The organism is Enterobacter sp. UNJFSC 003, from assembly GCF_036903355.1.
Taxonomy (GTDB): domain Bacteria; phylum Pseudomonadota; class Gammaproteobacteria; order Enterobacterales; family Enterobacteriaceae; genus Enterobacter.
On sequence record NZ_JBAKHK010000005.1, the window covers coordinates 134,051 to 156,739 of the forward strand.

Sequence of the window (22,689 nt, forward strand, 5' to 3'; positions counted from 1 at the left end):
TGCCTTAAATCTGTGAGGTTGTTTCGCCTCGAAGTATCTTATGTTAGTACATCACGCTACCAATCAGCGGTTAGTTACTTGACGTAACTGTTAATTGGCTAAAGTTTGCATAAAGTGATTGGGCGGAGCCGTAAATTTAGTCCATAAATACAGTGACGAGGTAGAGAGTGTCTTTACATGACAAGCTACTGATGCTTAGTCTCAGTTCAGCAAATAAAGAAGAAAATGAGACAATCCCGGAGTTACCTAAGTTAGAGCCTCAGCCCTATCAAGCTGGAAAAAATTTGAAATGGGATAATAAAGAACTCAAAAATCATCCCATTACTTCAAAGATTGACATTGATGTAATATGCAAAAAAATTGAAAACAAAAGCATTGTAATTACGTCAGCTAACGATGTAGCCAATCTTTTAGAAGTTCCGGTCGGACAATTATTATTTATTTTATATAATAAAAAAGATAACTATAGAACTTTTGAAATAAAAAAGAAAAATGGAAAAAGTAGAATAATAAACGCACCTCAAGGGGGTTTATCAATTCTGCAGGAGAAATTAAAGCCGATTATTGAGTACTTTTATCGTCCCAAAAAACCAGCGCATGGATTCATTAAGGATAAAAGTATATTAACAAATGCAGATAAACATACAAAGAAAAAATATGTTGTTAATGTAGATTTAGAAAATTATTTTGGTTCAGTCACTTTCGCGAGAGTGTATGGAATATTTAAAAGTAAGCCATTTAATTTCTCACATCCTGCGGCGAGTATATTAGCTCAATTATGTACTAAAGATGGGAAATTACCTCAAGGAGCCTGCACTTCCCCTATCCTGGCAAATTTAGCATCAGCATCGCTCGATAAACACCTAACTCAACTGGCACGTAGAAAAAACATCACATACACAAGATATGCAGATGATATTACTTTTTCATTTAATCAACAACAAGTCAGAGAAATCATAACGTTAGATAATGAAAATAATTTTGAATTGGGTGAGGCTGTTATCTCTGTGATCGAGAAAAGTGGCTTTAGCATAAATACAAGTAAATTCAGAGTTCAGAAAAGAAATGAACGTCAAAAAGTTACTGGATTAGTGGTAAATGAAAAAGCAAATGTCGAGCGTAAATATCTTAGAGTTACTCGTTCATTAGTTCATAAATGGAGAGAAGACAAGTTAACATCAGCATTATTATTTGTTAATAAAAAAGGCTTTAAAGCAGAAAATAATGAGCATGCTATATCAATTTTTCGCAATCATATTTATGGCCGATTGAGTTTTATAAAAATGATCCGTGGTGATGACTTTCCATTATATCTTAAATTAATGGCTGAAATGAGTCATCATGATCCTTTAAAAACAAAAGAAGGACTTAGAGCAATGAAAGAAACTGAAACTTATGATGTATTTATTTGTCATGCAAGCGAAGATAAAACATCCATCGCAATTCCAATTTACGAAGAATTAACCAAATTAAAAATATCAACATTCATAGATCATGTCGAAATAAATTGGGGCGATTCATTAATCCAGAAAATTAACTCAGCTCTTGTAAAGTCTAAATATGTAATTGCTATTCTTTCGGCTAATTCTGTAGATAAGCATTGGCCTAAGAAAGAATTGCATTCTGTGCTTGCAAGAGAAATCGCTGAAGGTGAAGTAAAATTACTTACTCTTGTAAAAGAAGCAGATGAAGCAATAGTTGCTGCATCTTTGCCTCTCTTAAGTGATAAGCTTTATATTACCTATAAAGATAATCCGGCAGAGATTGCGGATAAGGTTCGTGCACTTTTGAACAAGTGACAACTACTGTCTAATGTGTATAGTAGTGTGTATAAAGTCATTGATATTTTTATTTATATTTAATCAAAATCAATGACTTACAATCCAAATAAGACTCCTGTGATCTTCCGCCAATTCGTCTCTACTGAACCCCACGTCTCAAGTAAAGTCCTTATAATACCCGGAATTACTGCTGATTATGTTCTCCTGAGGTTAACTGTCTCTACCAGAATCAAGTGTATTCTGGGGGCAGAATTAATAGCTCCATTTTGAAAAGCACCCCATGAAACTAACAGTCAGACAAATTGATACAGGCAAGCCTAGAACCCGGATAAGCTACGCACCAGCATGAGGCTGTTTACTCGCTATTAGGTAACCAAAAAACTTAACCGTGCAGGTGAATGTTAATAACCTGTTCGACAAGAAATATGAGGCCTGCTGTCGTAGCACGTGGTATATGGCGCGCCGCACTGCGTTTCGGTGAATTTCTAAATAAAAAGGAGGCTGCTGCCTCCTTTTTATTTAGGGTCAGCAACTGATCTCTCTGCGATGGGAAGAAGCAGATTAGTGTTGGAGCATCAGCAGCATCAGGTGGCTTTTAATCCGGAAGCACAGCTCTCGCATCTGGAATTCAGTCTGCGGCATCACGATATCATTAATATCCGAGCCGATAGATTCCTGCACCTTGCGGTACTTATTGATCGTGACGGTGAGTTTTTGTACCTCGCCGTTATATTTATTGTAGGAAGCTTTGCTGTAAATCTGCATGGCCTCAAGCTCGTTGCGGCACTCTTGCATACGCTTTGTCTGGCCGGCGTGTGACCGATCGGAATCAGGTACGGGAGCAGCGGCCTGCGACTGTGTTACGACAGGTGCCGGCGGCACCATGCGTTCCTCTGCTTTCTGCGCGCAACCTACTAGTAATAAAAGGCTTAATCCTGTAATAAATGATAATTTTTGCATGCTGTTCCTTTCAAAATGCATCTTTCCCAAATGGTGCGCATCGCGCGGAATGTTTTAGGTCAGAAAATGTCTCATCTACTAAAACTATGATCAATAGTTAGGGACGGTATTTTTGAGCAAAAGTATATATCATTTGATCAGGGCAGGGTATTTCCTCAGCAATTTATTGGCTGCGGCGAATTTTTCAGAACGAGGGGAAGTATTATTTCAGGAGGAAGGAAGTAATCATTCCCTCCATGTAAAAGATGGGGAAGACACCGCGTTGAATGCGAAAAGACTATAATTTTAAGAAATTCAAACTACCTCTATAACGGTGTTAATACTTATTGACGGCCGATTTTTTAATATGGCTTTTCAGAGGTACCCTAGGCATTACCGCGATAACTAAATTCAAATTTCGATGCGGAATTAAAATAATGTCCGGCAGCCGGTAGCGCTGAAAAAATACTACGCTGGACCTGAGAAATTTGCGCCTGCAGAATATCCAGATCGCGATCTCGTTCGCCCTTGCCGAGATCGTCAGCGTGGCGACGTCTCCGGCAAGGGTATTATTCGTAATAGCCAGTTGGTTTTTCTCCGTCTCGTCATCCAACACCACCAGTATTTGTCCTGCCGCAACGCTCTGCAGCGGTTTAACCATAATTTGTGAAATTTTGGCCGTGCTTTCCGCCGCTACGTAGACTAACTCGCCTTCGACGTAGCCCTGTAAAGCAAAACCGTCGCTATCTTCACAACCAACGACTAAAACCCTGCCAGATAGCAAAAGATGGTCTTTCCATAAGAAAAGAATTTCATAGTGATAGTGGCTTCTCGCTGTAAGAAAATAATTAAACGGATGAGCTGCCGAGCCGTCCGCCCAAGGATGAAAATCACGCTGTATACCGAAAAGTGCAGGCGGAATATAGTCAGTTTGCTGAACAACAGCGGCGCATAAAAGAAGCCGTAGGTGAGAAGGATATCGCCAATTTGCTACAGTGAAAAACAGAGCCCAAAAAGTAGCTTAGGATGCCCCCGAACCCCACAAGCAAAATCATTCATCCCTTACAAAATATCAATATTGAATCAATAATTTAAATATCAAGTACGACTCCTGTGATCTCCGCCAAAATTCCTTCTCACCACGTCAGAGCCAATCCTTTAAAAGCATTGATTACATTAACTTAACTCGTTTCAACGGCCTTATCAGCCCAAGGATATTTTCCTAAATGCACGAAAAATATGTATCGTGTTTTGTATGATTTTTTTATACACAAATTTTACTTATATACATGCCACGTAGAGACATGCAAATCCGACGCGCTAAGGCACATCAGATCGGCAATAGACGTTATTTGTATATCAGCTAAATATATTGAGATTAAATAAATAAGAAAGGCTAAGCGCGAGTCCAGGCATCCTTATCCAACTTCATATGCAGAAGCGGAAACGGATTACCCTGCCCGTCCACTTCAGAACGCCCCACCTGTACAAACCCCATATGGCGATAAAATGCCACACCCTGAGGGTTTTGCTCGTTCACATCTACTTCATTCGCACAAAAATGGTCAACAGCGTACGTGAGCAATAACTTGCCCACACCTTTGCCGCGACTCACATCATCAACAAAAAGCATTTCGATGCGGTTGTCATCGACGCCTAAAAAACCGTGAATCATTCCCGTTTCATCACGGGCAATCACGACCTTGAGATTGGGTAAATAAGCATTGAGCAATAATGGGCGCAGTGCCGCAATATCGCTTTCCTGTAAAAAGTGATGAGTGGCGCGAACGGAAGACTCCCAGATCGCGACGAGACGTTCGAATTGTGAGGGTACAGCGGTTTCAATGTTCATAGTGAGATCATGATATAGCGCTCTGGTTAAATCAAGAATCAATCGCGGCAGGCTTTCACCGACCCCTTAAGAAAAAAGCACGAATCAGCACGCTTAATATTCTCCCGTGCAGTGTCGCTTTGGTGGGTAATACACCGGAGCGACATAGATGAAAAAAATTACCTTACTGCTGCTTTTACCCTTTTTCCTGACCGGCTGCGCCAGCATTGTTGGCAGCGAAGAGGAAACCCTCACCCTGCAAAGCAGCCCAACGAACGCTTTCTTCATCATCAGCGATCGGAGCGGCGCGATCGTTACGACAGGCATGACGCCGCAGTCCGTTACGCTAAAAAAATCCGACGGCAGCTACTTTGGCAAGCGCGAATACACGCTCACGCTAAAACAGGAAGGGTATTACTCGTTGATCGTGCCGCTGGAAAGCCGCCTCAGCCACTGGTATACATTGGGGAATATCATCTTCCTCGGTGTGCCCGGCTGGCTCATTGTCGATCCGTTCTTCGGCGGCATGTATACCTTCAGCACCGACACCATCAATGCGGTGATGCGTCCTTGCCCACCAGGACCTTTTAACTACATGTGCACTTAACTGTGTGAGGTGCGCCAGACGCCGGGAGTACAACCGTACTCCGACTGAAAATGGCGGATAAAGTGCGCACAATCGCTGAAGCCCATCCGCATGGCGATATCCGTGACGCTCTGCTGTGAGTTTTTTAATAACCAGCAGGCATAGCGCAGCCTGGCGCTACGGATAAACTCGCGGGTGGTTTTGCCGAACTCGGCCCGAAACAAGCGATTAAGCTGGCGCTCGCTTAACGCCACTTCGCTGGCCAGCCCGGCGGTGGTCAGGGGACGGGTTAGAAACTGTTCTATGAGCATCACGACACGGCGTAAACGCGAGTCGGGAATAAGCGCAATGTTGGCCGGGCGGGGGGTGGCAATCTCATGGGGGACAAGGGACAGCCGCTGGCAGGTGGTGCTGGCAGTGTCGCTGCCTGCATGCGCGCGTATTAGCTCGGTCGCCAGCGTAAGGGTTGAAATACCGCCGGGGCAGGTCAGCACGTCACCCTCATCAATAAAATCATAGCCTTCCTCAGCATAGACCTGCGGGAAGGTCTGTCGAAAGGTATCCAGATGGTAAGGGTGAATAGAGGCTCGTCGCTCGTTCAATAATCCCTCTTGTGCCAGTATAAAACTGCCGGTGCCAATGCCAATCAGCGGAATTCGGGCGTGGTGGGCGTGAGCAAGATACTCTCTGTCGCCCTGGTATCCACGGTCCAGAGACTGTAAATCGCCACCGATTACCGCGATATAGTTGAAGGCATCGGGCGGCGCATGTGACGAGTCGGGTCTGATGGTCACGCCCGCACTGCTGGTAATGGGAAGATCGGGAAATTCGCTGACCAGCGTAATGTTGAATGATATCGCCTGTTGCGCTTTGGCCGCATACCGCAATGCTTCCATTAATCCGGAAACGGCCAGAAGCGAATAGTGAGGCCATAATAGCAACCCAATATGCAGTCGCTTATCCGGCGCAGTTATCCCGCCGCCGGAGGGTGTAAATACAGTTTTCATTTTCTTGCCAAATTTAAATAATAATTACATTATCGCAACACTGAGCATTGCATTTTATATTCTTAAGGTAATCCTTAAACCCTAAATCAAGCATAAATGAATTTTGAAATCTGTATAACGTTTTTTCGATTATATTATTCTTTTTTTGAACTACGACACACATATGTCGGTAATGTTCCTAAGGTAAAGATATAGTTACCATTCTGTTGTTCATTGATCCGCATATAAATGTCTTTATCTGGATAGACAAAGAATTGCGGTTCATATTTTGCCAGCCAACTGTCTGACACATTATCATCCGGGAACTTCATATTTTTTTCAGACGTCAGCAAAAAAACCTTATCCTTCCGCTCAACCCGGAAGGATATTTTCCGGTCTATGATTTTATTCGGATCGCTTTGCGCTCGGGCATTCATGCTCAGGGTACCGCTCTTGCCATCGAAATTATAATTCAGCCAGACCGTCAGGGTTTCATCCGGATGGTGTTGCACAAGGTTTGCCTGGCATGAAAACGGCTGGACATAGTATCGGTGCCACAGGTAATAGCCCGTCAGCACGCTACCGGTGACCAGACAAGTCGCGAAAAGGTGTAGCCACTGCCGATGACGCGTCATGCTAGCGATCCTCAAGGAAATAATCAGAGATACAGTGGTTTGGTTCTTTCATCGGCCTGTCACAGCGAATAACGGATGCGCGCGGCAGCAAGGCGTACCAGCTGATATACACCCAAGGGTGTTGCGTGCAGCCGGCTTTAAACCGATCGGCATACGCCAACGCCGAAGCGCGTTCATTCTGGGTCTGAATATCATTAGCAAGATAGACCCGGCAGGCTCCGATTGACGCCGCAAAACGGTAGTCATCAACAAAACGGTTTTCCCGCGCGTTGGTGTGCCCAATCACGCCCACGCCGGCCAGCAAGAGCAGAACAGCGAGTATACCCACCAGCCAATGGTGACGATTCCCTTCTCCAGATGAAACTGCAGTGACTACACCTTCAGGCTGTAATACCGGTTGCTCACTCGCCCGCGCGTCATCGCGCCGGTCAAACGCTGTATCCGTTATATCCGGAGACGGCCCTCTGAGGCTTATTCGTATATCGCTTGCCAGCGTCAACCCTATGCGGGGAATGGTGACGATAGGGTCCGCCTCAAAACCTATCTTTTTAAGCCCCTTACGCAAGATTGAGATGTTTTGGTAATAGGTATTCGAAGAGACAAGCATGCCGCGGCTTTGCCAGACAATATCAAGAAATTCTTGTTGCGTGACAATCGATCCCGCTCTTTCGATTAATAGCAACAGGCAACGGCCTGCTGGGGCATTTAACACAACGACACGATCAGGGTTGTTGATATCGCGTAACGTGCTGGCAGCAGGGTGAAATTCGACGAGATTATTAATGATGTAATGCTTGTGCATAGGGTCAGTATGAATTCTCCGGTTAACACCTAATCAACCCAACGCCGATACGTCATCGCATGGGGGTGTATGAACGTGATGACATTTTCGCCAGGATTAATGTGACCGATAAAAAGTATGCTGTATATCTCAGCAATTGGCGAAAATTCTTATTTTATATCACTTCACTTCAGCTTCACTGAAACAACATAAGAATGAAAACCCGGACAGAATGCGGAGTCAAGCGTGTTAACTTAAGCAAAAAATCCGTTCCCTCATCTTTTGTGAAGTTCTTTTTCATCCCTCAGCATAACCTTAACAAGCTCAAAATCCCATTAATGGAGAGCATCATTCGAGCGGATTCCGGCTACTCTTGACATTGACAAAAATAGACAAAAGAGGGAATTGAACACAGTGGACACCGATGTCTCAATTATTCAGAACACTTTACTCTTAACTTTTCTTAACCCCAGCAATATCGGTATTCCCAGCGAAAATCTGCTACTATTTATACACAAATCATTCAGTTTAAAATGATGATAACACTCGGAAATTGTTATCTAGCGTCAGTAACTCATCCTACCACTGACACCAACAGACACTCCCCTTACAAAACATTTATCAAAGCCAGATTTTCATTAAAAAGTGTAGGTATGATTATTTACACAAAGCGAGGCGAAAGAAGGTCAATAAGAGGAAAGCGTTGTAGCCTGACACAAACTCAGCAATTAATACAAATTAAGATTAATTCAGATTACCTCTTTATCGGCCAGCGTATAGTAAGCCTAACCATGCAATGCATAATTGCTTCGAGAATACAGGCCCTGCCAAAGTAAAAACCTGCCTGATTACTATCATAAATCGAGGGAATAACATGGCGAACAAACCCGAGACAACACAACATATTAATATTGCAGTTATGGGCGACAACCATTATGCAAGACATGGTATTGAAACATTATTGAGAAGTATGAAACTTGACTCTCAGATAATTACTTCAGTAGCAAATTATCAGAATCTGGATAAAGCCCTGTCGTCGACCCATATCGATATTTTAATGTTATCAGGCGCTGAGAAGCACTCAATGGGTTATGGCTGTCTTAAAAATATAAAAAAAATTAAAGCTGACTATCCCAATGTGATTATTTGCATGTACTCAACGTCAGCCAATTCACTGCTGTGGGTCAGGGGAGATATTGATGCCTATATCTCCTTACAGGATCCGATTTATCAGTGGCGAACAAAGTTATTGAAAATGGTCGATAGCCGTTATCGACCTCAAAAGCGGCCAGCAGCGTTATCGCTAACGCCGGGAGAATGGAGGGTATTAAAAGAACTCAGGAACGGACTGGATATACGTTACATAGCAGAACTAGAAAAGCTTTCTTATCGCCGAGTGAGCGCATTAAAAAGCTCCGCGATAAGAAAACTCGGGCTCAGAAATAAGACAGATTTGCTGGTCTTTTTAACCAGTTAGACCTGCCGCTTTCAGAGCAAATCTCGTAATAAAAAAACAGGAAATAAGAAAATGAAAGCACGCGTAAATCACAACACTCTGCTGGCGTTAGGTATTGCAGCCCTGCTGCCAGCGGGCTCTGCACTGGCCGCAAGCACCAGCGGCGGCACGGTTAATTTTAGCGGCAAGGTGGTGACCTCCGCCTGTGCGATCGGTGCCGGTAGCGCCAACATTGACGTGGATATGGGTGAAGTTCGTACTGCTACGCTGGCTGCCGCAGGCAGCGAGGCCAACACCGCGAAAGCGTTCTCCATCACCCTGGAAGATTGCGAAATCGCCGATACCTCCGCCTCAACTGAACAAGACCCAATTGCCGCGACTACCGTTGCGGTGACCTTCACCGGCACGCCAGATAACGCAGACGTCAACAGCCTGGCCGTTGGGGCGAACGGCGGAGCGAACTCCGCGCAGCACGTTGCTATTCGTCTGTACGACGAACAGGGCAACGTAGTGAAACTGGGTGAACCTGCGGCCGCGATCCCGCTGCGTAAAGGCGCTAACACCCTGAACTTCAGCGCGAAATATTACTCTCCGGAGGGCAACGCCACCGCGGGTGATGCCAGCGCTGTCGCAACCTACACCGTTACCTATTCGTAATTATCTGGCCCGGTCTCCTGGCCGGGCCAGGCTTCGCTTTCAGGAGATGCACATGCGCGTAAACACATGGATTTGTCTGGCGGGTTCTTTATGTTCATCCGCCGTGTATGCAGGTGGCGTGGGGTTGGGCGCTACGCGAATGGTCTACTCCAGCGCGACGACCCAATCCATGATGCAGGTGAGAAACACCCATCCCGATGCCACCTTTCTGATCCAATCCTGGATGGAGACCGAGAAAGGGGACCGCACCAACGACTTCGTTATCACGCCGCCGCTGTACGTCTTGAAGCCAGCCAGCGAAAGCGTTTTGAAGATCATGTTTAACGGTAAAGCCCTGCCACAGGATCGGGAAACGCTCTACTGGATGACGGTGAAAGCGATCCCGCAGCAGGTTAAAAACGGTTCCGGGAATTCACTGCAGTTTGCATCGGCTAACCGTATCAAGGTCTTTTATCGCCCGGAAGGACTCGGGGAAGGTGCAGGAGAGGCATGGAAAAGTCTGGTCGGTGCGTACCGCGCCGGAAAAGTCACGCTCACCAACCCCACGCCGTACTACCTCACCACCATCAACGTGAAAATTGAGGGTAAGCCGGTGCAGCCGGTCATGGTTCCCCCAAAAAGCAGCGTGACGCTGGCAGAAACCTTCAGCCGTGCCAGCAGCATGAGCTATCAGACCATTAACGATTATGGGGCATGGACGCCCGCCACGCGCGTGCCGTTATCCCAACGATAAAAACGATAAGGCGTGACCACGTGAAAATAAAAATCCTGTGCGCCACGGCGATCGCCCTGGTGATTCGGCAAGCCGTCGCGGCTGAAAGCGATCTGCAATTTAATCCCGCGTTTCTCAGCGGCGAGAGCGCAAACAGCGCCGATCTCGCTTGGGTCAACGCTGGGAGCGCGTTGCCGCCGGGTGACTACAACCTCAACGTGTATATCAATACGAACTACGCGTTCACAGGAAATGTGACATTCCGCGTCGCTGAAAACACGACGGGTGAAGCGCTGCCCTGCCTCACGCCTGAACAATTCGCCGCGCTGGGTATCGATAGCGATCGGGCAAAGGGCGGCGCGCTGCCGCTCGCTCAGCGCTGTATCTTCGTCACGCAGGCATTTGCGGATGCGCACGTTGAGTTTGATCAGAAGACGCTCACGCTGAGCTTTACCTTACCGCAAAGTGCGATGCGCAATGTGCCGCGCGGGTACGTCAGCCCGGAAAGTTGGGAATCGGGGATCCCTGCCGCCTGGCTAAATTATGTGGTTAATGGTTCGAATAATACGTACCAGGGCGAAACACGCACCCAGGAACGTCAGCTGTTTGTGAGCCTCAACAGCGGCATCAATCTGGGCGCGTGGCGGCTGCGTGATTTCACCACGTGGACGAAAGACAGTAACCAACTCACCCACGTGCAAACCTGGCTGCAGCGGGATGTTCCCGCCCTGCGCGCTCAGGCCTATGCCGGTGAAACCTACACCTCGGCGCAGGTGTTTGATTCCGTTGGCTTGCGCGGTATTGCCCTGAAAACTGACGACAATATGCTGCCCGCCAGCCTCAGCGGCTACGCGCCCGAAGTGCGCGGTATCGCGCGGAGCAACGCCACCGTAACGGTTCGACAGAACGGCAACATCATCTATCAAACCTCTGTCCCGCCGGGCGCATTTGTGCTGAAGGATCTCTACCCGACCTCATCGGGTGGCGATCTTGCGGTCACCATTCAGGAGAACGACGGCAGTAAAACGCAGTACACGCTCCCGTTTGCCAGCGTGCCCAATCTTGTGCGCAATGGTCAGATGAAATATGCCTTCGGCGCCGGGAAATATCGGCCAACGGGCAATCAGGATGCCCCCTCTTTCGCTCAGGGCGAACTGTTTTACGGCTGGAGATACGGCCTCACGTTCTACGGCGGGGCACAGTTTTCCGATCGCTATAACGGCCTGGCTTTCGGGTTCGGACAGAACCTCGGCCGCTTTGGCGCGTACTCTCTCGACCTGACCCATGCCCGAAGCCAGCTGGCTGACGATCGGCACTACAGCGGCGATTCGGTGCGCCTGCGCTACAGCAAATTGCTGAATGATATTGGCACGCGGGTCAATTTCTTCTCGCTGCGCTACTCAACAAAAGGGTTTTATACCCTCAGCGATACAACATACAAAGGCATGACGGGCGGAACGCCTAAGCAGACCGTGGAAGACGATGGCACCATCACGACCCATTACGACACCGTGTACAACCTGCATATGTCGCGGAAAGCAAAAAATCAGCTGCTGCTGTCGCAGCCGATGGGGCACTACGGATCGCTGTCATTGTCGTGGGATCAGCAGACCTACTGGAACACATCAAAAACCACGCAAAGCCTGCAGTTCGCGTGGAACGCCACGTTTCGTAACCTGTCGCTTGGCGTCAGCGTCCAGCGAAGCTCGAGCCTGTACGACAACAAAAAAGATAACATTCTGGCGATGTCGCTTTCTGTGCCGTTAGGCAACCCCACGCTGTCGACCCGCGCCCGCTTTACCACGACCCATGCGGACTCAACCGGCACCACCGCCAGTACAGGCGTGAGCGGTTATCTGCCGGGGCAGGAAAATCTGTTTTACAGCATCGGCCAGCGCTATAGCGCGCAGCAGCACTACGGCGGCGATGCCGCATTGCAGTACGAAGGCGCGTGGGGGGACTACAACCTGGGCTACAGCTATGCCAGCGACTCGCGCAACCTCAGCTACGGCATGAGCGGTGGCGCCGTGCTGCATGAAGATGGTCTGACGCTGAGCCAGCCGCTTGGGAATACCAACATTCTGGTGAAAGCGCCGGGGGCAGGCAACGTCGCCGTGCTTAACCGAAAGGGCATTAAAACGGACAGCCGTGGCTATGCGGTGATCCCCTACGCCACGCCGTACCGCGTGAATCAGGTTGCACTGGATGTCACGACCGTCGGCAACGACGTGGAACTTGAAAATGCCATCGTCAACAAAACGCCAACCGATGGCGCAATGGTTCGCGCCACCCTTACGACGCGCCAGGGGGCAAAAGCGATGTTCACCGTACGCCACGGTCGCGACGTGCTCCCCTTCGGCACGCTGGTCTCCCTGAAGGATGACAAAACCAGCGGCATCGTGGGTGATGGTGGCAGCCTGTATCTGTCCGGATTATCCGCGCAGGGCACGCTGAATGCCGTGTGGGGAAGCGGCAGCAACCAGCGCTGCGCCATTCACTATGCGCTAAACAAGCGAGACTATAACGCCCGCACCGGCCTTTACTCACAGGAGGTGATATGTCAGTAACGCTCCATATTATCGTCATGGCCCTGCTGATGACAATGACCGTGCCCGTGCGCGGTTACGATGTGCTTATCTCCGTGACCGGCAACGTGATTGGCAATACCTGCATCGTGGCGGCGAGCTCCGAAGAACAAAACGTGCCGCTGGGTACCATTGGTATCAAACAATTCAATAGCGCAGGCGCGGTCAGCCATATCAAAACGCCCTTCACCCTCACGCTTGAAGAGTGCGGCCCAACCTTTACGGGCGTAAAAATTCGCTTCAGCGGTACGCCGGATGATGCCAACCCGCAGCTGTTGAAAATTGCCGAGGGGGGCGCAACCGGTGTGGCAGTGCAAATCCTGGATAAAGACGGCGTGCTGATTCCGCTGGAGACCCAAACCACCGCCTACGGCACGGCGGGCGATGACAGCGTACAAATGACCTTCTATGCGCGGCTGGCCGCCACGGGCGCGCCCCTGAGCACCGGAGACGTTTCTGCCGTCGCCACCTGGACTACGGAGTACCTATAATGCGTTTATTCTTTTTTATCTGCGGATTACTGCTCTGTGGCAGTGTACAGGCCCTGGACTGGAAATCGGATATTACGCTTTCCCCCCAGCCGATGACCTACAGCGGCCCGGCCGATTCCGTTGTGCCGGGCAATATCATCGGCTCGACCTGGAGCGCGTCCGTCAGCGTACAGCAGGTATTCTGGTGCGGCTGGGTGTTTACCTGTTCCAAAGGCACGCTGGAGCCGAGCAGTAGCGCTATTTCAAGCGGCATGACGGTCACCGTGGATGGCGTGAATTACACCATTTTTGAAACCGGCGTTCCGGGGGTGGGGTATATCATCGGATTAAAAGATTTTAACGGCTCCGCCTGGATGCCGCTGCAAAGCGGCATTACGCAAAGCTATCCCGCAGAGGGTACCAATGGTTATGCCTCTGATTTAGGCTGGTCGGCGAAAGTGACATTTATCAAAACCGGCACGGCGCTGAAGTCTGGCGTGTATCAAATCCCGACCATTAACGCCGCGGTGCTGACCGCCTACAACAATGAGACAAAAACGGCGAGGGTGATCATCAACCCGACGACCATCACGGTCGCCGCCAGCGGGTGTACGGTAGGGAGCAAAACCGCCAGCGTTGCGCTGGGAACGATTGACGTCCGCACGCTGCCCACGGTGGGCAGTACCTCGCCATCGGGCACCTTTACCGTTGGCCTGACCTGCGATGCGAACGTCACCGTTCAGGCGGTAATGACCGATCAGACGACGCCGACAAATACCACGTCAGTTGCAACGTTAACCGGGGATTCAACCGCTTCCGGCGTGGGGGTGCAATTTTTCTTCAACGGCACCGGGCCGCTGATGCTCGGGCCGGACAGCTCGGCGACAGGCACCACCAATCAGTTCTTTATCCAGAGCACGACTGCGGCACAAACGCTGTCGTTACCGTTCCAGGCGCAATACATCCGAACCGGAGAACTGGTCCCCGGCTCGGCTAACGCACTGGCAAGTATTACGTTTTCGTATCAGTAAGGCTTAGTGTTTAACCCACACCAACCGATCAACGTTGAAGCCCAAGCTACGCGCGGTGTTCAGGTAGTCCTGCTTCACCGCGTCCGGAATGGTTGGCGTGCGCGACAGGATCCACAGGTAGTCGCGGTTCGGACCGCTGACCAACGCGTACTGGTACTTATCGTCCAGCTTGATCACGTTATAGCCGCCGTAGAACGGGCCGAAGAAAGACACCTTTAGCGCGGCGGTCGTTGGCTCACCGGTGAAGTAGGCTTTACCTTCGCTCTCATTCCATTTGTTCTTCACCGGGTCGAACCCCCGGTTAAGCACGCTAATGCCGCCATCGCTACGCTCGCCATAGGTGGCCGTCACCTGCTCCATCCCGCGTTCGAAGCGGTTTTCCAGACGGGCGACTTCATACCATTTGCCGAGATAACGACTGGCATCAAAGTGGGTAATAGGCTGCACGCCTTTCGGCGGCGTGGGGGATTTACAGGCAACCAGCGTCAGGGCAATGGCGACACCGGTTACTACGGGCCATAGCTTCATGAGAATTCCTTTCATTTGTGCGGTGAGACGTTAAGTGTAGTGCAGCGCGGTAGCGCTTCATCCCGTCGGTAAAAATTCGTAGTATATTGAGATTATTCCTCCTCTGTGGACACGGACATGGCTTACTCCATCGGCGAATTCGCCAGACTCAGCGGGATCACCGCCACCACGCTGCGCGCGTGGCAGCGACGCTATGGTTTACTCAAGCCGCAGCGCACGGAGGGCGGCCATCGCCAGTACAGTGAAGAGGACGTTCAGCAAGCGCTTAAAATCCTCGACTGGGTAAAAAAAGGCGTTCCCATCGGTCAGGTAAAACCGCTGCTGGAGCGCCCCGCGCCGCGCCGGACGAACAACTGGCAAACCTTGCAGCAGACCATGCTGCAGCGGTTGCAGGACGGCAAAATTGAGTCCCTGCGCCAGATGATTTACGACGCGGGTCGCGAATATCCGCGGCCCGAGCTGGTCGCGAATGTGCTGCGTCCGCTGCGTAGTCAAATGTCGGCAAACGTGCCCGCCGCCATGACCCTGCGTGAAATTCTCGACGGCATCATCACCGCCTACACCTCGTTTTGCCTCGAGGGCGATAAAAAAGCGCCGGGAGATAACATCCTGCTCAGCGGCTGGTACCTGAACGACCCCGGTGAAATCTGGCTCGAAGCCTTAACGCGTACCGGCCAGGGTCATCGTATTGATATCCTGCCCACGCCTCCCGCCACGCTGGCACCGGAAATTTTTCCGGATCGCAAATGGCTACTGGTCACCAGCGGTAAATTAAATGCCGCGCGGAAAAAGCAGGTGGCGCAGTGGCAACAGCAGGTTTCGCTTGAGGTTATTATCCTCTGATTATTTTCTCCTGTGGCAATCTTCACGAAAAGTTGAATATTTTTCCGCGCCGCAGATGCTAACGTTTTCCTGTGATTGATAACTCCACAGGAAAACACAATGAAAAAAACTGCCCCGCTACTGATCCTGGCCTCGATGGCCTTTGCCCCTGCAGCATTTAGCGCCCCTGCCGGCACGCTCAGCGTTCACGTGCTTGACCAGCAAACCGGCATGCCGCCTTCAGACGTTACCGTTACCCTGGAAAAACAGCAGCAGGATAAATGGGTTCCGCTTGCCAGCGGTAAAACCGATCGTGACGGACGCATCAAATCGCTCTATCCCGACGATCAGGATATGCAGCCTGGCGTCTATAAAGTGACCTTCAAAACCGCGGATTACTTCCACACCAAGAAGCTGGACTCTTTCTTCCCGGAAGTCCCGGTACTGTTTACCGTCACCCGCACCAACGAAAAGCTGCATATCCCGCTGCTGCTTAGTCAGTACGGTTACTCGACTTACAAAGGCAGCTAAAATACATTGATTTTAAACAATAATAAAAAATAGTCTCGCCAATACTTGGACAAATTAGTCATGTTGTGTAAGTTTTATGTATATGAACTGGAGGCACACACCATGACAACGAAACCTGTACTGGGTATTAGCGGATGTTTGACCGGATCCGCCGTTCGCTTCGACGGCGGACATAAGCGTATGGGCTTTGTCATGGATGAACTGGCCCAGTGGGTGAACGTCAGGCCTGTCTGTCCTGAAATGGCGATCGGTCTGCCCACGCCTCGCCCGGCAATACGGCTTACGCAGACGACGAGCGGTGAGATACAGCTGCGCTTCAGCAAGCCGCCTCACGATGACATAACCCAGAAAATGGCCGACTTCACAGCAGATTATCTGCCTAAAATTGGCGATCTTGCGGGGTTTATCGTCTGCGCGAAATCGCCAAGCTGCGGCATGGAACGCGTGCGCCTTTATGATGAAAACGGTAACCGGGGCCGCAAGGAGGGCGTCGGGCTGTTCACCGCCGCCCTCCTTGAAACCTGGCCGTGGCTACCCGTTGAGGAAGATGGCCGCCTGCACGACCCGGTGCTGCGGGAAAACTTCATCGAGCGCGTCTTTGCCCTGCATGAACTGAACACGCTGCGCGCCAACGGCCTGACGCGTCGCACGCTGCTGGATTTCCACAGCCGTTACAAACTCCAGCTGCTGGCGCACCATCAGGCGGGCTACCGTGAGATTGGGCCATTCGTGGCATCGCTGCACGAATGGGACGATCTGGACGCCTTCTTCATGGCATATCGCGAAAAACTGATGGCGATCCTGAAGCAACCCGCCTCGCGGAAAAATCACACCAACGTGCTGATGCATATTCAAGGCTATTTCCGTAACCAGTTGAACAGCCGCCAACGCGTTGAGCTGCGTGATGTGATCCTGCATTATCGCGACGGGCTACTGCCCATCCTCGCGCCACTGACCTTACTCAAACACTATATGGCCGAATACCCTGACCGGTATCTGATGACGCAAAACTACTTCGACCCCTATCCGGATGATTTGGGCCTGCGTCTGGCCGTGAACTGACGATAAAAATGCGAAGGCCCATTGACCCACAGAGGCCCAAGGCAGTACCCCGTTTAGACGACACCTCACTGTCGTCTTTTTTTTGCACTTAGCCTAAAACACTGTAACTTTATACAGGCTGGATTGCATAAAATGGACACACTGATGATCAAAACCCTGCACATTCAAAACTACCGCTCGATTCGCGACATGTCGCTGGATCTGGAACAGCTCAACATTGTCTTCGGCCCGAACGGTACCGGGAAATCGAATATTTATAAGGCGATATACCTGATGCACAGCGCCGCGCAGGGGCAATTTTCCCAGGCGCTGGCGAATGAAGGCGGAATTTTGAAGGTGTTTTGGGCGGGCAAAACCCGCAGCGACCAGCTCCGGCGCATGAATCTGGCGGTGGAAACGGAGACCTACGACTATGAATTGCAGGTGGGGTTTGTCGAGAAGCTGCCCTATCCCTCGCAGTTTCAGCTCGATCCGGTGATCAAAGAAGAATCCATCTGGCTGAGCGGCCAGCACCGTCGGCCATCGTCACAGTTGATGAAACGTAAGAATCAGGCGGTATTCCTGAACAACGTGCATCACGAAAAGGTGACCCACAGCGGCACGTTGTACGAAAACGAATCGGTGTTCGGACAGCTCGGTGAACCGCATCTGTACCCGGAAGTGTCGCAGATGCGCGAATCCCTGCGTAACTGGCGCTTTTACCACGAGTTTTCCGTCTCGTCCGGCTCGGCAATGCGTGCCCCCCAGGTGGGTTTCCGCTCCCCGGTATTGGCAAGCGACGGCGCAAACCTGGCGGCAGCGTTCCAGACGATTGTCGAAATCGGTGACGAACTGCTCCTGATGCGCATCCTTGACCAGGCCTTCCCCGGCTGCGTGTTCTACAGCGACAACACCGGCGGACGTTTCCGAATGATGATGCAGCGCGAGGGATTAAGCAGGCCTCTGGAGCCAGCCGAGTTCTCCGACGGCACGCTGCGCTTTCTGTGCCTGACGGTGGCGCTGTTAAGCCCGCGCCCGCCCGCGTTTATCGCCCTTAACGAACCCGAAAACAGCCTGCATCCGCAGATGCTGCCCGCGCTAGCAAGCCTCATTGCCGAGGCGAGCCGTTACTCGCAGATTTGGCTCACCAGCCACTCGCCGGAACTGGCGAGGCTGATTGAGAAACACCGATCGTTTTCGCTGTATCAACTGTCGATGGTGGAAGGGGAAACGAAGATGGAGCGGCTGGGGTGTTTCTGCAAAAGTCTCGTTTGATTTAATCTCTAATACATCTGGCCAGAGCTAATGGACGTCTTCCGGTAGCGCCGGCCAAAAGATGACGCCTACACCTTTTTATTCCATTGCGTCAGAATTATGAAGACGGCTGAATGCGGAACGTCTTGCGCCATTCCGCCGGACTGACCCCGAAGCGCGCCTTAAACTGCTGACGCCATGTGACTGCAGAGTTAAACCCCACCAGCTCGGCCACGTTTTCAACCGGCATCGTACCGACTTCCAGTAAGATCTGGCTACGCCGCAGGCGCTCGGCGGTGAGCCAGTCGGCTACGCTCATGCCCGTTGCCTTAATAAAATGGCGGGTCAGCGTGCGGCGGCTCATCGAAACCACTTCCGCCAGCGAGTCAAGATTATGCGGTTCGCTGATGTGTTTCTGGAGATAGTCGATCAGGCAGTTAATTCGCGCATCGCGGGTATCTTTTGATACTGGCTGCGCAATAAACTGCGCCTGCCCGCCTTCGCGGTGTGGCGGGACGATCATACGACGGGCAATCTGATTGGCGACCACGCTGCCGAAGCGTTGTCGGATGATATACAGGCAGCAGTCCAGCGCGTCGGCAGTACCCGCGGAGGTAATAATGTTGCCATCATCCACGTAGAGCGCATTGATATCGAGCTGCACGTTCGGAAAAAGCGCCTGAAACTGGCGCTCAAACTCCCAGTGGGTGGCGGCTCGTTTACCCTCGACAATGCCCGCGTACCCCAGCACAAAAGCCCCCAGACACAGCCCGACAATTTGCGCGCCGTTGTCTCTTGCCTGAACCAAGCTGTCGAGCAGCGCCTGAGGCGGGCGTTCCAGCACGTGCTGCCAGTAAGGCACCACGACAATATCCGCCTACTCGAGGGCTGAAAAATCCCGCGTCGCATTCAGCGCGAAGCCGTCTTTGGAAGCGAGGCCCCCCGGTTTTTCAGCACAGATCGTCACGTTAAAGCGCTTTTCACCGGATACCGTATCGCCAAACAGAATACAGGGAACGGAGTAGTGGAACGGGCTAAACCCGTCCACCGCGACAATCGCGACATCGATAAGCGGCATCTGTCTCTCCTTTCCTTTTTAACGCTCAGAATATAACGGTTTCGCCGTCCTGGGGAATGCTCAGCGCATCACTAAACTGGTTAGCTTGAGCGTATTCGCGCAACGCGCGGCGGGTCAGCAGCGCAGCGTCGCTATCGTTTTGCACGTAGATCGGCTTGTCTTTGGCGATCAGCTCAACGGCGGTGCGATCCCAGTGATCGTCATGCGTATGGGTGACGATGATGGCATCGGCATCAAGGAGCGTATTGACGTTCACGGGAAGTTCGACCATCGGGTTGCGGATATCGGCATGCGCCGTCCCTGGAAAACCCGGGTATGCACCTTTCGGGGCCAACATCGGGTCAATCAAAACGCGCTTTCCGGCATAGGTAATCAGCTGTGTTGCATTGCGGATTTGGGTGATGTTTATGGGCTATTCTCCTGTGAGTATGTTAAGGAGAATAGCCAGCTACCCTATTTTAAGATGTGGGATAAAGGGCGATGACCGATGAAATCGGGTCAATATGAAAGCGCGGGTTTCGCCGCTTACCAGCCCGGCACTGCCCCGCCGTTAAAAATCGTCTCTGCGGCTTTCGCCACTTCAGGGGACTGATACGACTGGATAAATTCCTTCACGTTTTCTGCATTTTTATTGTCTTCACGCGTCACCACAATATTGACGTACGGGGAGTTTTTATCTTCGATAAAGACGCCGTCATGCACGGGCGAAAGCCCGGTTTGCTGGAGATAGGTAGTGCTGATAATAGCCACGTCTACCTTTGGGTCATCCAGCACGCGCGGCAGCTGTGCGCCTTCGAGTTCCATGATCTTCAGGTTCTTAGGATTCGACGTGATATCCAGCGCGGTAGGCAGCAGGCCTACGTTCGGTTTCAGGGTAATCAGCTTCTCTTTTTGCAGTAGCAACAGCGCGCGGCCGAGGTTGGTCGGATCGTTGGGAATGGCAAGGGTCGCACCGTCTTTCAGTTCTGAGACGTTTTTGATTTTACGGGAATAACCGGCCATCGGGAAAACGAAGGTATTCGCGACGGCAACCAGTTTGTAGCCGTGCGCCTTATTGTCTTCCGCGAGGAACGGACGATGCTGGAAGACGTTGGCATCCAGCTCCCCGTGGTTGGTGGCATCGTTTGGCAGCAATGAGCCGCTAAAGCCGACCAGCTCAACGTCCAGACCGAATTTCTCTTTTGCCACTTTTTTGGCGACTTCCGCCACGTCCTGCTCAGCGCCGTTAATGACGCCGACTTTGATGTGTTTGGCATCACTGCCGCCTTGATCGCATCCCGCCAGCAGCAGACCCGCGAGAACCAGAGCACCCAATCGATATTTCACCAGACCGTTCCTTTTGATAATTGTTTTGAAGACTATATCGACAACGAGACGGCAGGCTAAAAAACGAAAAGGAATCAATAAGACGGATAGGTTATATGCGAGAGATAACGTCACTTATGGCCTTTGCGCAGCGGCGCTTCACGTAAAAACCACGACAGCACAAACGCCAGCACCATAATGCCTGCAGCCAGCAGGAAGACGGCATGGATTGCCGAGCCGAACGCGTCCAGATAATCCAGCCTCAGAGCGTCAGGCAGATGATGGATGGCGGTCGGGTTCAACTCACGCGGCAGCGCGGCCCCTTCGGGTAAACGGTCGATCAGGCCTGATTGCAGAACGTGAGTGAACACGGCACCAAACAGCGCCACGCCAATCGCCCCGCCGATGGAACGGAAAAGGGTCACCCCGGAGGTTGCCACGCCGTATTGATCGGCCGATACGCTGTTCTGCACCGCCAGCACCAGGACCTGCATCACCAGACCCAGCCCCATCCCCAGAATGCTGGTATAGAGATACAGCTGCCAGGTCGGTGAATCGATTGAAATATGCGTCAGTAAAAACATCCCGACCACGCCAAGCAGCGTGCCGAGGATAGGGAAAAGGCGGTATTTACCGGTGTGGCTGATAATGCGCCCGCTGATAATCGAGGTCAGCAGCAGTCCGCCCATCAGCGGGATCAGCTGCAGCCCGGCCTGCGTCGGCGTAGCGTCTTTCACCACCTGCAGATAAAGCGGCAGGAACGTCACCGAGCCGAACAGCGACATGCCGATGATAAAACCAATCAGACTACAGAGCAGAAAGCTGCGGTCGCGGAACAACGAAAGCGGAATGATCGGTTCCCACGCCAGCCGCTCCTCGTAGATAAATCCGGCAATACCGGTCAGGCCGAAGGCCAGAATGCACCACAGCTGCGGGTCGTTCCACTGGCGGATAGTGCCACCCTCCGTGGTAAACAAGATGATGCACAGCAGCGCCATGCTGAGATAAATCGCCCCCAGATAGTCAATCTCGTGCCTGCTGCGCCGCGCGCTGCCGTGAAACACCGCACCGATGACCAGCAGGGCAAACAACCCCAGCGGCAGGTTGATGTAGAAAATCCAGCGCCAGGAGGCGTGCTGGACGATAAATCCGCCAATCAGCGGGCCAATCACCGTTGCTAGCCCAAACACGCCGCCAAACAGCCCCTGGTAGCGGCCACGGTCCGCAGGCGGAATGACGTCCGCAACGGCCGCCATGCTGATGACCATCAAACCGCCACCGCCTAGCCCCTGCAGGGCGCGCATCAGCACCAGCTGGGTCATGTTTTGTGCCAGCCCGCAGAGCGCAGAACCGACCAGGAACAGCACAATGGCGACCTGAAGAACAATTTTACGGCCAAACAGGTCGCCGAATTTGCCGTACAGCGGCACCACGATGGTTGAGCTGAGAATATAGGCCGTCACCACCCAGGAGAGTTTATCCAGCCCGCCCAGTTCACCCACGATAGTCGGCAGCGCCGTGGAGACAATGGTCTGATCCAGCGCGGAAAGCAGCATAACCAGCAGCAGCGCGCTGAACAGCAGCTTTATCGACGGCGCTTTTTGCGCAGGTTGAGTCATTACGTCAGATTCCATTAAACATCACTTGAAATTAATTAATCGCATAATTAATATTTGTGTA

21 protein-coding genes and 3 pseudogenes are annotated in these 22,689 nt (G+C 51.3%); 13 read left to right on the plus strand and 11 right to left on the minus strand.

Features of this window, described 5'->3' with window-relative positions:
- Window positions 1-167 precede the first annotated feature (167 nt).
- Window positions 168-1,799, plus strand: coding sequence for a TIR domain-containing anti-phage reverse transcriptase (locus V5P19_RS14460; RefSeq protein WP_334404399.1), 1,632 nt, complete (start codon window positions 168-170; stop codon window positions 1,797-1,799).
- Window positions 1,800-2,342: 543 nt separating this feature from the next.
- Here V5P19_RS14460 and V5P19_RS14465 read toward each other — a convergent pair.
- Both V5P19_RS14465 and V5P19_RS14470 read right to left on the minus strand, forming a co-directional pair.
- Window positions 2,343-2,741, minus strand: coding sequence for a hypothetical protein (locus V5P19_RS14465; protein WP_334404402.1), 399 nt, complete (start codon window positions 2,739-2,741; stop codon window positions 2,343-2,345).
- 316 nt (window positions 2,742-3,057) lie between these two features.
- Complete coding sequence (locus V5P19_RS14470; protein ID WP_334404404.1) at window positions 3,058-3,504, minus strand: hypothetical protein; 447 nt, start codon at window positions 3,502-3,504, stop codon at window positions 3,058-3,060.
- A gap of 122 nt (window positions 3,505-3,626) precedes the next feature.
- On the opposite strand from V5P19_RS14470, the pseudogene V5P19_RS14475 reads away from it, so the two are divergent.
- Window positions 3,627-3,719 (plus strand): annotated as a pseudogene (locus V5P19_RS14475) (hypothetical protein); the annotation flags it as partial.
- A 397-nt stretch (window positions 3,720-4,116) separates the two neighbouring features.
- Here V5P19_RS14475 and V5P19_RS14480 read toward each other — a convergent pair.
- A complete protein-coding gene (locus V5P19_RS14480) occupies window positions 4,117-4,572 on the minus strand; it encodes a GNAT family N-acetyltransferase (protein ID WP_334404406.1) in 456 nt (151 codons plus the stop codon).
- A gap of 148 nt (window positions 4,573-4,720) precedes the next feature.
- Here V5P19_RS14480 and V5P19_RS14485 point away from each other — a divergent pair, with 148 nt between their 5' ends.
- On the plus strand, window positions 4,721-5,158 hold the full coding sequence (locus V5P19_RS14485) for a hypothetical protein (protein ID WP_334404408.1): 438 nt from the start codon (window positions 4,721-4,723) through the stop codon (window positions 5,156-5,158).
- On the opposite strand, the gene V5P19_RS14490 is transcribed toward V5P19_RS14485, so the two are convergent.
- The 3 genes from V5P19_RS14490 to V5P19_RS14500 form a co-directional block, all read right to left on the minus strand.
- Complete coding sequence (locus V5P19_RS14490; protein WP_334404410.1) at window positions 5,155-6,144, minus strand: helix-turn-helix domain-containing protein; 990 nt, start codon at window positions 6,142-6,144, stop codon at window positions 5,155-5,157. The two genes, V5P19_RS14485 and V5P19_RS14490, sit on opposite strands and share 4 nt — an antisense overlap.
- A gap of 134 nt (window positions 6,145-6,278) precedes the next feature.
- A complete protein-coding gene (locus tag V5P19_RS14495; protein WP_334404412.1) occupies window positions 6,279-6,758 on the minus strand; it encodes a hypothetical protein in 480 nt (159 codons plus the stop codon).
- 1 nt (window position 6,759) lies between these two features.
- Window positions 6,760-7,560 carry a winged helix-turn-helix domain-containing protein gene (locus V5P19_RS14500; RefSeq protein WP_334404414.1) on the minus strand — a complete coding sequence of 267 codons (801 nt, stop codon included), beginning with the start codon at window positions 7,558-7,560 and terminating at the stop codon, window positions 6,760-6,762.
- A gap of 853 nt (window positions 7,561-8,413) precedes the next feature.
- On the opposite strand from V5P19_RS14500, the gene V5P19_RS14505 reads away from it, so the two are divergent.
- From V5P19_RS14505 to V5P19_RS14530, 6 genes are read left to right on the plus strand one after another with little or no spacing between them, the layout of a single operon-like run.
- Window positions 8,414-9,016 (plus strand): LuxR C-terminal-related transcriptional regulator, encoded by a 603-nt coding sequence (locus tag V5P19_RS14505; protein ID WP_334404416.1) that lies wholly within the window; start codon window positions 8,414-8,416, stop codon window positions 9,014-9,016.
- A 51-nt stretch (window positions 9,017-9,067) separates the two neighbouring features.
- Window positions 9,068-9,652 (plus strand): fimbrial protein, encoded by a 585-nt coding sequence (locus tag V5P19_RS14510; protein WP_334404418.1) that lies wholly within the window; start codon window positions 9,068-9,070, stop codon window positions 9,650-9,652.
- A 52-nt stretch (window positions 9,653-9,704) separates the two neighbouring features.
- Window positions 9,705-10,385, plus strand: coding sequence for a fimbria/pilus periplasmic chaperone (locus V5P19_RS14515; protein ID WP_334404420.1), 681 nt, complete (start codon window positions 9,705-9,707; stop codon window positions 10,383-10,385).
- 20 nt (window positions 10,386-10,405) lie between these two features.
- Complete coding sequence (locus V5P19_RS14520; RefSeq protein WP_334404422.1) at window positions 10,406-12,931, plus strand: fimbria/pilus outer membrane usher protein; 2,526 nt, start codon at window positions 10,406-10,408, stop codon at window positions 12,929-12,931.
- Entirely contained in the window at window positions 12,922-13,440 is a 519-nt protein-coding gene (locus V5P19_RS14525; protein WP_334404424.1) for a fimbrial protein, read from the plus strand. The genes V5P19_RS14520 and V5P19_RS14525 overlap by 10 nt, the downstream gene beginning before the upstream one ends.
- Window positions 13,440-14,450 (plus strand): fimbrial protein, encoded by a 1,011-nt coding sequence (locus V5P19_RS14530; protein ID WP_334404426.1) that lies wholly within the window; start codon window positions 13,440-13,442, stop codon window positions 14,448-14,450. Before V5P19_RS14525 ends, V5P19_RS14530 begins: the two co-directional genes overlap by 1 nt.
- Window positions 14,451-14,453: 3 nt before the next feature.
- Here the strand turns inward: V5P19_RS14530 and V5P19_RS14535 are convergent, their stop codons facing one another.
- Window positions 14,454-14,978, minus strand: a complete 525-nt coding sequence (locus V5P19_RS14535; RefSeq protein ID WP_334404428.1) for a lipocalin family protein — start codon at window positions 14,976-14,978, stop codon at window positions 14,454-14,456.
- 117 nt (window positions 14,979-15,095) lie between these two features.
- Here V5P19_RS14535 and V5P19_RS14540 point away from each other — a divergent pair, with 117 nt between their 5' ends.
- From V5P19_RS14540 to V5P19_RS14555, 4 genes are all read left to right on the plus strand, one after another.
- A complete protein-coding gene (locus V5P19_RS14540; RefSeq protein ID WP_334404430.1) occupies window positions 15,096-15,821 on the plus strand; it encodes a MerR family transcriptional regulator in 726 nt (241 codons plus the stop codon).
- A gap of 99 nt (window positions 15,822-15,920) precedes the next feature.
- A complete protein-coding gene (uraH, locus tag V5P19_RS14545) occupies window positions 15,921-16,331 on the plus strand; it encodes a hydroxyisourate hydrolase (protein WP_334404432.1) in 411 nt (136 codons plus the stop codon).
- Between the two features lie 102 nt (window positions 16,332-16,433).
- Window positions 16,434-17,393, plus strand: coding sequence for a DUF523 and DUF1722 domain-containing protein (locus V5P19_RS14550; protein WP_334404434.1), 960 nt, complete (start codon window positions 16,434-16,436; stop codon window positions 17,391-17,393).
- Window positions 17,394-17,537: 144 nt separating this feature from the next.
- Window positions 17,538-18,647: an AAA family ATPase gene (locus V5P19_RS14555; RefSeq protein ID WP_334404630.1), complete on the plus strand. Its 1,110-nt coding sequence runs from the start codon at window positions 17,538-17,540 to the stop codon at window positions 18,645-18,647.
- 97 nt (window positions 18,648-18,744) lie between these two features.
- Here V5P19_RS14555 and V5P19_RS14560 read toward each other — a convergent pair.
- The 4 genes and pseudogenes from V5P19_RS14560 to V5P19_RS14575 form a co-directional block, all read right to left on the minus strand.
- Window positions 18,745-19,704 (minus strand): annotated as a pseudogene (locus V5P19_RS14560) (GlxA family transcriptional regulator).
- Between the two features lie 37 nt (window positions 19,705-19,741).
- A pseudogene (locus tag V5P19_RS14565) lies at window positions 19,742-20,113 on the minus strand (MBL fold metallo-hydrolase); the annotation flags it as partial.
- A 116-nt stretch (window positions 20,114-20,229) separates the two neighbouring features.
- Window positions 20,230-21,048 carry a lipoprotein NlpA gene (gene nlpA / locus V5P19_RS14570; RefSeq protein WP_334404632.1) on the minus strand — a complete coding sequence of 273 codons (819 nt, stop codon included), beginning with the start codon at window positions 21,046-21,048 and terminating at the stop codon, window positions 20,230-20,232.
- A 92-nt stretch (window positions 21,049-21,140) separates the two neighbouring features.
- Window positions 21,141-22,628, minus strand: coding sequence for an MDR family MFS transporter (locus tag V5P19_RS14575; RefSeq protein ID WP_334404436.1), 1,488 nt, complete (start codon window positions 22,626-22,628; stop codon window positions 21,141-21,143).
- Between the last annotated feature and the right edge of the window lie 61 nt (window positions 22,629-22,689).

Coding starts and splice junctions, on each gene's coding strand:
- V5P19_RS14465 (WP_334404402.1), bottom strand. CDS start 2,741: ATGCAAAAATTATCATTTATTACAGGATTAAGCCTTTTATTACTAGTA.
- V5P19_RS14480 (WP_334404406.1), bottom strand. CDS start 4,572: ATGAACATTGAAACCGCTGTACCCTCACAATTCGAACGTCTCGTCGCG.
- V5P19_RS14485 (WP_334404408.1), top strand. CDS start 4,721: ATGAAAAAAATTACCTTACTGCTGCTTTTACCCTTTTTCCTGACCGGC.
- V5P19_RS14490 (WP_334404410.1), bottom strand. CDS start 6,144: ATGAAAACTGTATTTACACCCTCCGGCGGCGGGATAACTGCGCCGGAT.
- V5P19_RS14495 (WP_334404412.1), bottom strand. CDS start 6,758: ATGACGCGTCATCGGCAGTGGCTACACCTTTTCGCGACTTGTCTGGTC.
- V5P19_RS14500 (WP_334404414.1), bottom strand. CDS start 7,560: ATGCACAAGCATTACATCATTAATAATCTCGTCGAATTTCACCCTGCT.
- V5P19_RS14505 (WP_334404416.1), top strand. CDS start 8,414: ATGGCGAACAAACCCGAGACAACACAACATATTAATATTGCAGTTATG.
- V5P19_RS14510 (WP_334404418.1), top strand. CDS start 9,068: ATGAAAGCACGCGTAAATCACAACACTCTGCTGGCGTTAGGTATTGCA.
- V5P19_RS14515 (WP_334404420.1), top strand. CDS start 9,705: ATGCGCGTAAACACATGGATTTGTCTGGCGGGTTCTTTATGTTCATCC.
- V5P19_RS14525 (WP_334404424.1), top strand. CDS start 12,922: ATGTCAGTAACGCTCCATATTATCGTCATGGCCCTGCTGATGACAATG.
- V5P19_RS14530 (WP_334404426.1), top strand. CDS start 13,440: ATGCGTTTATTCTTTTTTATCTGCGGATTACTGCTCTGTGGCAGTGTA.
- V5P19_RS14535 (WP_334404428.1), bottom strand. CDS start 14,978: ATGAAGCTATGGCCCGTAGTAACCGGTGTCGCCATTGCCCTGACGCTG.
- V5P19_RS14540 (WP_334404430.1), top strand. CDS start 15,096: ATGGCTTACTCCATCGGCGAATTCGCCAGACTCAGCGGGATCACCGCC.
- uraH (WP_334404432.1), top strand. CDS start 15,921: ATGAAAAAAACTGCCCCGCTACTGATCCTGGCCTCGATGGCCTTTGCC.
- V5P19_RS14550 (WP_334404434.1), top strand. CDS start 16,434: ATGACAACGAAACCTGTACTGGGTATTAGCGGATGTTTGACCGGATCC.
- V5P19_RS14555 (WP_334404630.1), top strand. CDS start 17,538: ATGATCAAAACCCTGCACATTCAAAACTACCGCTCGATTCGCGACATG.
- V5P19_RS14575 (WP_334404436.1), bottom strand. CDS start 22,628: ATGACTCAACCTGCGCAAAAAGCGCCGTCGATAAAGCTGCTGTTCAGC.